General features: G+C 57.3%; 10 protein-coding genes and 1 pseudogene. 7 read left to right on the forward strand and 4 right to left on the reverse strand.

The window, feature by feature from the left end; translation table 11 throughout:
* From ABEA12_RS04660 to ABEA12_RS04670, 3 genes and pseudogenes are all read right to left on the reverse strand, one after another.
* Window positions 1-814 (reverse strand): annotated as a pseudogene (locus ABEA12_RS04660) (integrase core domain-containing protein); the annotation flags it as partial.
* Window positions 815-1290: 476 nt separating this feature from the next.
* Window positions 1291-2496 (reverse strand): CDP-glycerol glycerophosphotransferase family protein, encoded by a 1206-nt coding sequence (locus ABEA12_RS04665; RefSeq protein WP_210100614.1) that lies wholly within the window; start codon window positions 2494-2496, stop codon window positions 1291-1293.
* Window positions 2497-2619: 123 nt separating this feature from the next.
* The gene (locus tag ABEA12_RS04670; protein ID WP_210100615.1) at window positions 2620-3792 is read right to left on the reverse strand and encodes a CDP-glycerol glycerophosphotransferase family protein; all 1173 of its coding nucleotides are present in this window, start codon (window positions 3790-3792) and stop codon (window positions 2620-2622) included.
* A gap of 157 nt (window positions 3793-3949) precedes the next feature.
* On the opposite strand from ABEA12_RS04670, the gene ABEA12_RS04675 reads away from it, so the two are divergent.
* The 5 genes from ABEA12_RS04675 to ABEA12_RS04695 are packed head-to-tail and all read left to right on the forward strand — an operon-like array spanning window position 3950 to window position 7251.
* Entirely contained in the window at window positions 3950-4513 is a 564-nt protein-coding gene (locus ABEA12_RS04675; protein WP_210100616.1) for a YceD family protein, read from the forward strand.
* A gap of 2 nt (window positions 4514-4515) precedes the next feature.
* The gene (gene rpmF, locus ABEA12_RS04680) at window positions 4516-4719 is read left to right on the forward strand and encodes a 50S ribosomal protein L32 (RefSeq protein WP_007273166.1); all 204 of its coding nucleotides are present in this window, start codon (window positions 4516-4518) and stop codon (window positions 4717-4719) included.
* Between the two features lie 9 nt (window positions 4720-4728).
* Window positions 4729-5430, forward strand: a complete 702-nt coding sequence (gene rnc, locus ABEA12_RS04685) for a ribonuclease III (RefSeq protein ID WP_210100617.1) — start codon at window positions 4729-4731, stop codon at window positions 5428-5430.
* Between the two features lie 2 nt (window positions 5431-5432).
* The gene (gene mutM, locus ABEA12_RS04690; protein ID WP_210100618.1) at window positions 5433-6350 is read left to right on the forward strand and encodes a bifunctional DNA-formamidopyrimidine glycosylase/DNA-(apurinic or apyrimidinic site) lyase; all 918 of its coding nucleotides are present in this window, start codon (window positions 5433-5435) and stop codon (window positions 6348-6350) included.
* A 19-nt stretch (window positions 6351-6369) separates the two neighbouring features.
* Entirely contained in the window at window positions 6370-7251 is an 882-nt protein-coding gene (locus tag ABEA12_RS04695; protein ID WP_210100619.1) for a glycerophosphodiester phosphodiesterase, read from the forward strand.
* A gap of 19 nt (window positions 7252-7270) precedes the next feature.
* Here the strand turns inward: ABEA12_RS04695 and ABEA12_RS04700 are convergent, their stop codons facing one another.
* Window positions 7271-8089 carry a serine hydrolase domain-containing protein gene (locus ABEA12_RS04700; RefSeq protein ID WP_210100620.1) on the reverse strand — a complete coding sequence of 273 codons (819 nt, stop codon included), beginning with the start codon at window positions 8087-8089 and terminating at the stop codon, window positions 7271-7273.
* A gap of 135 nt (window positions 8090-8224) precedes the next feature.
* On the opposite strand from ABEA12_RS04700, the gene smc reads away from it, so the two are divergent.
* Window positions 8225-11809, forward strand: coding sequence for a chromosome segregation protein SMC (gene smc / locus ABEA12_RS04705; RefSeq protein ID WP_210100621.1), 3585 nt, complete (start codon window positions 8225-8227; stop codon window positions 11807-11809).
* Between the two features lie 239 nt (window positions 11810-12048).
* The gene (locus ABEA12_RS04710; RefSeq protein WP_210100622.1) at window positions 12049-13383 is read left to right on the forward strand and encodes a glycosyltransferase family 2 protein; all 1335 of its coding nucleotides are present in this window, start codon (window positions 12049-12051) and stop codon (window positions 13381-13383) included.
* Window positions 13384-13398: the final 15 nt, after the last annotated feature.

Consider the following 13398-nt stretch of genomic DNA (forward strand, 5'->3'; position numbering starts at 1 on the left):
GTGAGGTGAGTGCTTCCGACCTTCAGGGACTGATGGCGCCGCCGGTGGTTGTAGTGCTCCCTGAAGCGGATGAGGAGCTTGGCGAGTTCCTCAAGATTTTTCGGGGCGTGGGCGTCGAGGAACCGGGTCAAGGTCTGATGACTTCGTTCGTTTTTGCCTTGGGTTTGCGGGTGCCAGGTGCGCCCGGTAATGCCCCGGCACCCACGCTCGGCCAGGAAAATCTCGGTGGCCCCGATGTTCCCGCGGCGGGCCTGGTTGAAAGAGAGCCCGTTGTCGCTTAGAAGCTCCTGCGGAACCCCGTATTCGTCGAAGGCTGCATGCAATACGGTGATCGCGTCTTCGCTGTTTTCGGGACGTTCAAAGCAAAGAGATCCAACATCAAACCGGGTTCCGTCATCCAGCAGCTGGTAAATCGTTGCCTTGGTTCCGTCTTGATCGAAGGGCCGATATTCCAGTCCATCGAGCTGCCACATCTCCATCGGATACGATCGAGAGAACCTCATCCACGCACTGCGCGGCCGCTTGCGGGGGTTGGTTTTGGTGACGCCCGATTCGGCGAGGATTCGTCCGATGGTTGCCACCGACGGGACCTGTTCCCCAAATTCTCCGGAGTCCACACCTTCGAACCAGATTGATTGCGGACCGTGGTCCCAGCCTGCCTTGGCCATGCGCTGGCGGATCCGCAACACCAATNGTAGGACGGTCGGCTGATGCCCAGTTGATCGCAAAATTGCGAGATACTGAGGGAGTCTGGCAGACCCGGATCGAACTCTATGATTTGACGGCGTACCGACGCCGATAATGTATTTGACACACACCATTATCAAATAATCACAGGTCAGCTCCGGGTCTGCCACACCTTTGATACCTGTCAGCGATGTTATGAGAGATCATGTAAACGATGTCTTGAGTGATGCTGTAAGCGATGACCTGAGAGATCACATACCATGAAGCCGTATCTGCCACATAACCGCGGAATACCAAGGATCTCTTCCGTATAAACAGTCACATTCGCGTTTCCTGGGCAGATCAATTAAATCGAGATGTCCGGAGCCCTGGACCTGCGTCTTCGAGGCGCGGCATTCAAGATCCGGAATATACGACGAAGAATACTCCCAGCTGGCCGGAATGGAAAAACTTTCAGGTGCCAGTTAGCACACACGATAAGCGCAGTAAGACTGCGAACGATACCTTGGACACCGGAGATAGGACTGTCCAATGGAGCTCGTGATGCTGAATATTCGCTCAAGCCAGACCGCCTGACATTTGCCTCAGCGACATGGGGTTCTGTCAGGTCCTATCTGGCCCCAGGAGTTCAAGTGACTCGTAGATGAACCGCTTCATACTGGATTCAGGAGTGGTATCTCCGAAATAGTATTCGACCAGATCATTGAAGTCATGGTTTGGAGTCTGGAGGATCCCGGTGAGGATCGTTGATACTCCGCCTGCATTGGCTGCTTGGAGGGAAGGGACACGTAGCAGGGCCGGCGAATCATCAACGGACGCCAGGGGGTTGGAAGGCGCAGTGATCATCATGGGCTTGCCGGTTGCCATCCAGTCGTAGGCCACTGCGGAGACGTCCGTAACGCAAATATCGGATAAAGACCATTGCCAGCCCCACGAATTGGACTCGTCGAAGATTAGTGACGGTGATGAAGGGGATGTTGATTCCTCGAACATGGCTCGAATTGCGTTTACGTCCTCTTTGTACTGAGCATCGTTAACCCCACTGCGGGGATGCGGTCGGAAGATTACGTTGTAGGTATTGCTGGCGACGATATCGCGCATCATTTCGACCCCGTGAGTTGAAACTGAGCCGTAGCTCATCGAGGGACGGTCGCCTTCCCAAGTGGGTGCGTAGAGAACGGTTTTGTATGCTGCGTTTAGCGACACGGGAACCGGGTACCGAACATCAATCTGTGGGCGTCCGATGAGTCGTGTGCGATCAACAGCGTCATATCGCAGCAAGTTCTTGGCCAGCCTGTCGCGTGCAGCCTGACCCGCGGAAAACACATAGTCGTACGCCTTGAGCTGGTTCGACCACATGTAAGCTTTCTCGCTTTCTCCGTGGCTGATGAAGACGTGGGCTGGCTTGTTGAAGCGCATCATCTGGAAATTCCTGATGTTCTGATTGACATAGAACACGGTTTCGATTTCCTGTGTTCCGAGCATTTCCTCAATGTCAGCGATAGTTCGGCCAAAGTAAAGCGGCAGAGGGCACTCTTCCCGGAGTCGCAATGCTGTCGCGGGGTCTCGAACAATTACCACTACCGGAGCGTATTTCGCTAACTCTCTCATCGGCTCATACCATTGGCGAATTTGGTACGCGTTTACTGCCGTATCGGCAAAATAAAGGGCAAAACGATAGCGTGCTTTTCCCTGAGGGAGGTAGTTAAAGGCCAAAGGGGACGACTGAATCGCTCTCATTGAGTTGCGTTTCTTGACGCGTTTTACAACGATGTTCTTTATCGTTTTCGCTGCGTTGAAGGGGTTCATTAGTTTCCTTTCGGCCCCGTGGCCCGATGGCTACACACAAGTCTATGTGTAGTGGCGCATAAAATACTGACGCCGCTGCCCGTTCGGGATGTTGCCAGGAGACTCGAAGGAAGGTGTCTAAACCTAGATGACGGACTGGATCGCCTTCTGAAAACTTTGAACCCGAGTACCGGGTACGTCGGCACCAAAATGATGCAGTACGAACATTTCTGAACCCGATGGCATTTCCTTGACAAGCGCCCGATTGATGACTTCACCGAGTCCGGATCCGGCTGACGTCGATAGAGGCTCTGCCGCGTCCCACAACGGACTGTCGCGTAAGTCCCCGGCCAATGCCGCGGGAACGGTGACGAAGAACGGTCGCTTTAGCGTGCTATAATCCATGGCCATGGCTGAGACGTCAAAAACTGCCACGTCAGCGGAAACCATTGCAGGGTAGCAGTCACTATTGGTATCGACTATGTGGCCCGCTCCTGGAGCCCCCTTCGTCGCATTTGCGATAAGACTCCGGATTCTAATGTCGGCCTGCTTCGCTGAAGAATTTCGCGTGCCGGTTTTGGGGTGAGGTCGATAGATTATGCGCAGTGTTGGGTCTTCCAGCAGTTCAGATATCCACTTTTCGCCAGCGCTTGCTACTGAGCTGTATGCCATCGCCGGTCGGTCACCCTCCCAAGTAGGTGCGTAGAGTACCGTTGCCCGATCGGTGGAGCTTGAGATGGGTGTCGCCGCGGCTAGCTGGTCGAGTTGCGGTCGACCAACTTGCTTTAAGTGGGAATCGTCAAAAAGTGACAGTGAGGATGTGATGCGTTCGGCCGAAGCCCGGCCAGCAACAAAGCAGTAATCGTAGGCTTTGAGCTGGTTCGAAACCATTGAGGATTTCTCGCTCTCCCCATGACTTAGATGGATATGCCGCACGTCAGCTAGCCGTAGCACTGAGAAATTCGCGAGGTTGTTGTTGACGTAGAATATGGCACTGAGACCCCATTCATAGGCCAATGGCTCAATGGAGTCCGCGTTACCAGCCATCTGAATCGGTAAGGCAGAATTTTTCGCGAGCTGCAGGGCCGCCACCGAATTCTTCACCAGCAGTACCGTGGGGAGCTCGTCCTGGAACTGTTCGAAAACGGGCAACCATTGTTTCAATTGGTATAAGTCTCCGGCCGGCCCGCCATAAAAAATCGCTAGAACTGGCGAACCGATACTCTGCCTCTGGCCGATCACTCTGCTTGCTCTTTTGGCATTGAGTACGTGAGCAAGCCGGGCGGAAATGGGTGCTAGCCGTTGAGACAGTGACATAGTGACAACCCTACCGACTCGCGTGAGTTGGTTCCCGTTTGGGATCTCAACTTTGATCGGGCTAAGATGTAATGTCGGTCTATGTTCTACAGGAGTCATCATTAGCGAAAAGCGTTCAGATCGTACGGGGTCACACGGTATCGATCGCAGTTCGCCCTTGGTTTTCCTAACCAAGGATCTCGGGCGCAGCCCGGGAAACATGACGACCCTTGATGAAGTGGTCGCCGCACCCGCTGAAATGGGTGTTGCACTCACCGGAGTCCGTGAAGGATCGGAAATCGATCTGGATCTGCGATTCGAAGCAGTGCACGAGGGTATTCTGGTTTCCGGAATCGCAACCGTTGAGATTAACGGTGAATGCGGCCGGTGCTTGGAAGCCATCGTGTATGATTTCGATGCCGATATCCAAGAACTCTTCTACTACGAGGGCTTACACGAGCTCACGGAAGAAGAAGAAGCCGACCAGTACCAGGTTGTAGATGATCGTATCGATCTCGAACCGGTGCTCCGGAATGCAGTGGTGACCGCGCTGCCGTTCCAACCGGTATGCCGGGAAGACTGTGCAGGACTTTGCTCCGAATGCGGGAAAAGCCTGAATGAGGATCCTGTGCATCACCACGAGGTTTTGGATCCTCGTTGGGCAGCGCTTGCCGGGCTGTCTGACATCGTCGCAGAGGATGCGACACAGAGTACACATTCAGTCGAGAGAGAAGAGAAGTAGCCGTGGCTGTCCCGAAGAGGAAGATGTCCCGCTCAAACACTCGCGCCCGTCGCGCCCAGTGGAAGGCAACCGCACCTACCCTGGTGAAGACCATGGAAAATGGTCGCGTTACCTACAGCCTGCCGCACCAGGCCAAGGTCGTAACGGATTCCGCAGGCACCGAACTGTTCCTTGAATACAAGGGTCGCAAGGTCGCAGACGCGTAAGGCTGTCTGATGCCTTCAACAGAAGAGCTTTTGAAGCGTCTCGGGGTCGTTCTTGACCCCGAGACGCTTCGTCTTGCCCTTACACACCGTTCTTACGCTTACGAGCATGGTGGGATCCCCACCAATGAACGCCTCGAATTTTTGGGGGATTCGGTTCTCGGCTTTGCCGTGACCGACCACCTCTACACGCACTACCCCGACCTGCCCGAAGGCGACCTGGCCAAGCGGCGGTCGGCGGTGGTCAGTACGCGTGCCCTGGCTGGAATCGCCCGTTCGATGGGACTTGGCGAATTCATCTTGCTGGGCCAAGGCGAGATCCTCACCAACGGCAAGGACAAGTCCTCCATCCTTGCCGACACCATGGAATCACTCATTGGTGCAACATTCCGAAACCACGGAATCGAGATCGCGCGGCAATTGGTACTGCGCTTGATCCTGCCGCTTCTGCGCGACGTTGAAGTCCTCGGAGCCGGCACCGACTGGAAGACCGCCATCCAAGAGATTGCCGCGGCCAGGAAACTCGGAAGCATCGAGTACCGGGTCACCGGTTCAGGACCCGACCACGCGCGCGCCTACGAAGCGGTGCTGCATATCGGTGGCATAGCTTACGGGCAGGGAACCGGACCGTCGAAGAAGGAAGCCGAACAGCAATCAGCGGCACTTAGCTGGAAAATGATCCGCCCCCAAAACGACTCAACCGTCACCAGCTAACCATGCCCGAACTGCCTGAGGTAGAGGTGGTGCGTCGCGGACTGGATGACTGGGTCGTAGGCCGCACCGTCGAGTCCGTGAGCGTCGTTGACGTCCGATCGGTCCGCCGCCATCTTGAAGGCCCGGCCGACTTCGCGGCTAGCCTGGGCCACACGCTGATCGGTGCCGCCGTGCGACGTGGAAAATTCCTTTGGATGCCACTGGAAGGGCTATCAACCCCTGCTGCGCTGGTGGCGCATCTGGGAATGAGCGGACAGCTTCTGGTTGAGGAACCTGCTGCGCCGGATGAGAAACACCTCAAGGTGCGCCTGGAACTTTCTGCAGAGTTGGAAAAACCCGGCGAACTGCGATTCATTGACCAACGAATCTTCGGCGGCATGTTCCTGTCTCCCTTGGTACCAACGGATGACCGCTTTCCCGGAGGCGTTGGATCAAATATTCCGGTGATTCCACAGGCCGCAGTGCACATCGCCCGCGATGTACTGGACGTTGCCTCTACGCCGGAGGTGCTCTACACGTCGCTGAGAAAACGAAACACGCAGCTGAAACGTGCGATCCTCGACCAGCAAGTCATCTCCGGCGTCGGGAACATCTACGCCGACGAGGCCTTGTGGGCCGCCAAGCTCCACGGACTGCGTTCCACTGCCACGATCCGCCGTCCCGATGTTGCTCGTCTCCACGGTGCCCTTGTCGAAGTCATGTCTCGGGCGTTGGCAGCCGGGGGCACCAGCTTCGACGCGCTCTACGTCAATGTCAACGGCGCTTCCGGATACTTCGACAGGTCCCTGAATGCTTACGGCCGCGTAGGCAAACAATGCCGACGATGTGCCGAAGAAGGACTGATTTCGGTGATCCGCCGGGATCCGTTCATGGGACGTTCTTCCTACAGTTGCCCCCGATGCCAGCGCAAACCCCATTAGCTAGTGGATGTCCGCAAGTATGGATTCGACAGAGACAACCAAACGGACGAATTTGGGAGAGAAAATGAACCAGAGGAACGTCGTGCTTCGTCACTACCCGAGTCTGGGATCACTGACGATGCTATTTCTGGCGGGAACCGTATTGCTTAGTGGTTGCAGCACGGAAAAACACGAAGTGTTGAATGTCCACGCGCTGGAAAAGCCGACAATCGTAGCTCACCGCGGAGGAGCACTTAGATTCCCGGAGTCGTCTATCGAAGCTTATCGTGCCGTATCGGCAGCTGATTTCCCTATGGAGCTCGATCTTAGGCGCTTACAAGACGGGACGCTGGTTCCGCAGCATGATCCTGATGTAGATCGTAATATGATTGGCATTTCGGGTGCGATAGGAACGGTTGCACCGGATGAATGGCGCGCCGCGAGGATTAAGGGAATAGACGGAGGAAGTCCAGGTGCCTCAACTACTTGGAATGAGGTCCTCAACGAATTCGGTGGAAAAGCCATCCTGGTTCCAGAAATCAAGGAGTCGGGGACCAACCTCAATGAATTCGCTTGGACCATAATAGGCAGAGGTTTGCAGAATACCGTCGTTATTCAGTCTTTTGATATTGATATCTGTAAAAGATTAGCTGACATGGGGCTAAATGTTCTTTATCTTTTTGGGGACAAGGAACCTGATCCTCATCTTCTGAAAACCAACGGCATTGATTTTGCGGGGGCCGCAAGTTCGGTTCGTCCCGAATACCTGCGGTCCATGCAACAGGCTGGGCTCAAGGTCTGGCCTTGGACGGTTAACTCGGTTGCTGAAGTGAGTAACCTGATCGACGGCGGCGCGGCTGGTGTTTTTACGGATGACCCGTGGGCAGTTTCGGAGAAGCTCAGGGACGGGCCGTCAGGCTAAATTGCCGCACGCCGAGTCGCTAGGAGCCTCTGAGTTCGGATACCACCGCGTCGTTGAACGGAGTCCATGCTTCAACGGCCCACGGGCCGAAGTCCTTGTCGGTCAACGTCACGCAGGCAGCCTCCAACGCAGGATCCACCCACAGGAACGTCCCGGACTGGCCGAAGTGCCCATAGGTCTCCGGTGAATTCATTAGACCGGTCCAGTGTGGAGATTTCGTGGAACGAATTTCGAAGCCCAGGCCCCATGTGTTGTTTTTCTGGCGCCCGTAGCCGGGCAATATCCCGGCAAGGTCCGGGAAAACCACGTGAGTGGCCTGGGAATGCGTTTGGACGTCCAGCAGCGTGGGGCTTTGCAGCTCAGCAGCGAACAGGACAAGGTCGTTCAGGGTTGAGGTCCCGTCGGCAGCGGAGCTGCCGTCCAAGCTCGTCGAAGCCATGCCCAAAGGCTGCAATACGGCCTCGCCCAAGTAGTCGGCGAAACCGATTCCCGTGGCTTTTTCCAAGGTCTCCGCAAGCACTTCGAAACCAACGTTCGAATATTGCCGACGCTCACCCGGGGCGAAGCGTACGGTGCGTTCGGCAAAGTCGTAGCCCGAGGTGTGCGCCAGGAGGTGCCTGACAGTGGATCTCTCGGGACCGGCAGGTGTTTCCAGCTCAAACGCCCCCTCTTCGACTGCCACAAGGAACGCATAGGAACTGAGCAACTTGGTCACCGAGGCCAGAGGAAAACGGCGATCGGCGTCGCCGTGCAAACCCAGGACTGCACCGTCTGCGGCAACAACGGCCGAAGCCGCATGCGGTGACGGCCACGAATCAATGGTCGAAAGGCTCTTCAAGGGCTCTACTCCTAGCAGTGCTGATGGAAATATGTATGGGAGGGCTTTACCTGCGCCATGGAATCGAAGTCACTCGATAGGATGGAAGGCAACCCTCCGACCACTTTAGCCACCAAATACCCAGGACGCGCCCACGTGCATTTGAAAACACTCACCGTTCGCGGATTCAAGTCGTTTGCCTCGGCAACGACCTTTGAATTCGAACCGGGTGTCACCGCGGTCGTCGGACCCAACGGGTCAGGCAAATCCAACGTCGTGGATGCCTTGGCCTGGGTCATGGGGGAGCAAGGCGCCAAGACGCTACGTGGCGGCAAGATGGAAGACGTCATCTTTGCCGGCACCTCCGCCCGCGCGCCCCTTGGGCGTGCGCACGTCTCCCTGACGATAGACAACGCCGACGGGGCACTTCCGATCGAGTACGCGGAAGTCACCATTTCCCGGACACTCTTCAGGGCAGGTGGCTCGGAATACGCCATCAACGGCAATTCCTGCCGGCTCCTGGATATCCAGGAGCTGCTCTCGGATTCCGGGCTGGGCCGGGAAATGCATGTCATCGTTGGCCAAGGACAGCTGGACAGGATCCTGCACGCAACCCCCGAAGACCGCAGGGGTTTCATTGAAGAGGCAGCCGGAGTGCTCAAGCATCGCCGGCGCAGGGAAAAAACCGTCCGCAAGCTCGATGCCATGCAGGGGAACCTGAACAGACTTGAGGACCTGACCGGCGAGATACGCCGCCAGCTCACCCCCTTGGGGAAACAAGCCAAGATCGCGCGCCGGGCCCAGAGCGTCCAATTCGACGTCCGGGATGCCAAATCACGACTCATGGCCGATGATCTCGTCATCCTGCGCACCGCACTGCACAAGGACATCGCCGACGAGGCGAACCAACGAGCCTCCCGGGAAGCTATCCAGGGCTACCTTGATATCTCCCGGGCGGAATTGACGAACCTCGAAGCGGCCGCCGCGCACGCAACACCGGCGTTGAACAAGGCGCGGGACCTCTGGTTCGGACTGACATCGACGCGGGAGCGTTTCCGCTCCCTGGGAGCCTTGTCAGCTGAGCGCTCGCGCCTACTGGGAGCCAACAGCCTTGAATTCGATCGAAGCCGCGACCCCGACAGGTTGGAGGTGCAAGCAGAACGCCTCGGCACCGAACTTGAGGAAATGGAAGAAAACTTTGAAATGCGCCGGGAGCTCCTGGAAGAAGCACTCGAAGCCAAGAACGACGCCGAGGAAGCAGCGCGCCAGGAACAACAGCGCGTTACCAACGAGTTGCGGGTGGCCGCAGATACCCGCGAAGGTCTTGCCCGACTCGGTGGCCAGGTCGGGGCATCGCGCAGCAAAGTGGACTCCGCGGAGGGGGAGCTAGGCAGACTGCGCGAGTCGCTGAACGGATGGGCGGCACGACGGAAAGCCACTGCAAACGAATTTGCGGTGCTCGAACGACAAGCAGCTTCCGTCCAGGACGGAGAAGAAGACCTGGACACCGCTTACGAGAACGCCGCCGACCGCCACGAAGCCCTGGTATCCAGGAAGGATGCCCAACGAATCAGGGAGCAAGACCTAGGTACCCGGTTGGGTTCCTTGCGTGGCCGGGTGGAGGCGTTGCGCATGGGCGGGGTCCGCAAGGACGCCTCCGAGGACGTTCTTGCCGGTGGGCATGAAGGACTGCTGGGACGCCTTTCGCAATACCTCGAGGTGGAGGCCGGGTATGAGATCGCCGTAGCAGCCGCATTGGGCCCGGCAGCCGAGGCCATTGCGGTGGAGGAGCTTGAACACGCCTTGACGATCCTTGGCGGGCTCCGGGAAGCCGACGCTGGCCGGGTTCACTTGGTCAGCGGAAACCTCGAAGTCAAGAAACACCAGGAAGTCGCACCGCTCCTTGGCAAGCACGCGTTGCAGGTCATCAGCACGCCCGACATCCTTGCCGGCACCGTTTCCCACTTGCTGGCCTCCACGGTCCTGGTTGCCGATCTTGCCGAAGCCCGACAGCTGCTGGCACACGATCCCATGCTGCGTGCGGTGACGCGTGGCGGCGACGTCCTGACAATGGCAACTGCGAGCGGAGGAACGACAGCTGCCCCATCGCTGATCGAACAGAACGCGGCAATCACCGGGACCGAAGCCGAATTGGATGAGGTGGAAAACGATCTCCAGGCCATGCGTCTGGAAGCCGCGGAACTCACCATTGAGCTCATGGCGGCCGAAGAAGCTGCGGCTTCGGCGCTGAGCCGGCTGCACGACTCGGATGCCAAGATTTCTGCGGTCGCCCAACGGATGGAACATCTGGGGTCCTTGCTGCGGCAGGGGCACGAAGAGCGTCAGCGGCTTGAGTCGCAGATAGCAGCTGCGCAGGAGAATCTCGAGGTCGAGCAAGAGAAGCTCGCTGAACTTGTGGAAAGTCTTGAGAATGCGCAGGATGCTCCCACAGATCATCAGCCGGCAACCGACACGCGAGATGAGCTGGCCGTCGCTGCCTCGGCTGCCCGGCAAAAGGAACTGGACGCCCGCTTGGCACTTCGTAGTGCGGAGGAACGCTCCAACTCGCTGCGGGCTCGCATGGAGTCCCTGAAACGAGCAGCCGATACCGAGCGCAGGGTCAGGGCGGAGGCGCACCGGCGAGCCGCGATCCGCCAGAACCAAGCCTTGGCGGCACGGGAAGTCTCGGCCAAAGTCGAGCGGGTCATTTCCCACATGGACGTATCCATCGAAATGGCCGAGCATGAACGCGAGCAGTTCCAGGCCAATCGCGAAAAGCTGGATGCGGAACTTAGCGTGGTCCGAGGGCGCGTGCACAAGTTGGGGCACGAACTTGCGGAATTGACCAACTCGGTACACCGCGATGAGATGGCACGTGCGGAGCAACGCCTACGCATCGAAGCGCTCGAGAACAGGTCGATCGAAGAGCTGGGGCTGACCAGTGACCACCTCATCGGGAACTTTGGCCCGCACCTGCCGGTGCCGCAGTCTGGCGAGGACGATGACAAATGGGCGGTACTGCGCCGGGAAGTCGAAGAGGATGGCAACATCGTCCCCACGGGCATTCCATTCGATAGGATCGCACAGGAAAAACGGTTGAAGAAGGCTGAGAAGGACCTTTCGGCTTTGGGACGGGTCAACCCCTTGGCGTTGGAGGAGTTCGCCGCACTGGAAGATCGACACAAGTTTCTCACCTCCCAGCTGGAAGACTTGAAAAAGAGCCGCAAGGACTTGCTGGAGATCATCAAGGACGTTGACGAGCGGGTGGAACGGGTCTTTACCGAGGCCTACGTCGATACCGCAGCGCAATTCGAAAGGGTTTTTGGGCGCTTGTTTCCCGGGGGAGACGGTCGACTGGTGTTGACCGATCCGGAGAACATGTTGACGACTGGCATCGAGGTCGAAGCACGTCCGGCCGGGAAAAAGATCAAGCGTCTCTCGCTGCTCTCCGGTGGAGAGCGTTCCCTGACGGCCGTCGCCTTGCTGGTGGCCATTTTCAAGGCCCGGCCGTCCCCGTTCTACGTCATGGACGAAGTCGAAGCCGCGTTGGACGACACCAACCTGGGGCGCCTGATCACGATTTTCGAGGAGTTACGCGAATCCAGCCAGCTCATTGTGATCACACACCAGAAGCGCACCATGGAAGTGGCGGATGCCCTGTACGGGGTGACCATGCGTGGAGACGGGGTCTCCACGGTGATCAGCCAGCGCATCGACCGGGCCCCAGCACAAGGCGCCTAACGGTCCGGGTAAGGTGCGTCCCTGCCCCCTGTGTTCTAGCGCACATGCCAGGGAACGGCTCGTTTTGAGGGTTCTCGCCTAGAGTTGGTCTTCCACCGCTACGACTGCTGAAGCCTGTTCTGGTTAGGCGCATGATGACTTGGGATAAGACTCCGATGGTACTTCGAAAACTGATTTCCAAGGGCTCAAAGGCCGTTACCGTAAGGCGGGACAGCCGACCGATGAATTCCTCCGGGATCATGGTCAGCGTTATCGTGCCTGTGTACAACACCGAAACCTACCTTCCACATATGCTTGACAGTCTTGTCGCCCAGGACATGTCGAGCGACGAGTTCGAGGTGGTTGCCGTTGATGATGGATCAACGGATACCAGCGGAGCGATATTGGATGAGTACGCCACACGCTTCCCCCACATCCGAGTCTTTCACCAGGCCAATAGCGGTTGGGCAGGCAAGCCACGAAACGTGGCGCTGGGGCACAGCCGGGGTACGTATGTGTTCTTTGCCGATGCCGATGACCTTCTGGCTCCGCAGGCATTGCGGAGAATGGTTGATTTTGCTGAAGCAAACAAGCTGGACGTCGTCATGCCAAAGGTGGTGGGCATCGGTGGCCGAAAACAAACCTCAAGCCTTTATTCCAAGACCGATCCGTCGGTCACTCCATTGCAGGCGTTGAAGTCGATGACGCCACAAAAATTGGTGGCGCGCTCACTCATCGAGCAAAATCAACTTCGATTTGCCGAGGAGCCAGTGAGGCTCGAAGACGGCATGTTCATGGTGGCGTGCTATTTAAAAGCAAAAGGTATTGGTGTCATCGCGGATTCCGATTTCTACAGCCTGCGTCAGCGCGCGGATGGCTCCAACATCAGCTACCGTCCGCTCGTGCCCCAGGAATACTCGGATTCCATCGGCAAGATCGCTGCCATCATCAAGTCCATGGCCAAGAACCAAGACTTGGCAGATGCCATGCTCCTTTCCCTGTGGACACGCAAGGGTTTGAAGATCTATGTACCTCCTCGTTTCAAGCGATACTCCCATAAGATCCAAGCCCAATGGCTGGAGGCGCACTCCGCACTGCTCGATTCAATCATCCCGGGAGAACTTTCTTTACGCCTCAGTGATATCCATCACGCCAAGACTGAAGCGATTCGCCGAGGAGATATAGGAGCTGTCCTTGCGACAAATGAAATAGAAGCAAAATTGACACAAACGGTATCTGTTTCAGGGGCCACAACCGTTGATGGAAACTTGTTTCTCACGGGGCGGGCGTCTGGCGAGGGCATTGAGAGGATCAAAATTTCTGCTGAGCAGCGAGGTAAGCGCGGCAACGTTCATGCCGAAGCAATTCTCCGGGTCGAGAACGGCGTATTTTCCGGGGAACTTCCGGGCGTACTCCGTGGGGACACGACCTTCGACTTCTTTGTCCACGCGTTCATAGGCGATCTGCGAGGTCCCAACCGGCGTCTGGCTTCCGAAGAAGGTTCTTTCAGTGCAGGCAAACTCCTGGAACCATACATGACCAAGAATGGGTACTTCAGCGTTCGCAGCTCCACGCTGGAAGCCGCCGAGAAGTAGCTCTTACGGTTGCGT

It is taken from the genome of Paeniglutamicibacter antarcticus, from assembly GCF_039544305.1.
Classification (GTDB): domain Bacteria; phylum Actinomycetota; class Actinomycetes; order Actinomycetales; family Micrococcaceae; genus Paeniglutamicibacter; species Paeniglutamicibacter antarcticus_C.

Coding starts and splice junctions, on each gene's coding strand:
- ABEA12_RS04665 (WP_210100614.1), bottom strand. CDS start 2,496: ATGAACCCCTTCAACGCAGCGAAAACGATAAAGAACATCGTTGTAAAA.
- ABEA12_RS04670 (WP_210100615.1), bottom strand. CDS start 3,792: ATGTCACTGTCTCAACGGCTAGCACCCATTTCCGCCCGGCTTGCTCAC.
- rnc (WP_210100617.1), top strand. CDS start 4,729: ATGCCTTCAACAGAAGAGCTTTTGAAGCGTCTCGGGGTCGTTCTTGAC.
- mutM (WP_210100618.1), top strand. CDS start 5,433: ATGCCCGAACTGCCTGAGGTAGAGGTGGTGCGTCGCGGACTGGATGAC.
- ABEA12_RS04695 (WP_210100619.1), top strand. CDS start 6,370: ATGGATTCGACAGAGACAACCAAACGGACGAATTTGGGAGAGAAAATG.
- ABEA12_RS04710 (WP_210100622.1), top strand. CDS start 12,049: ATGGTCAGCGTTATCGTGCCTGTGTACAACACCGAAACCTACCTTCCA.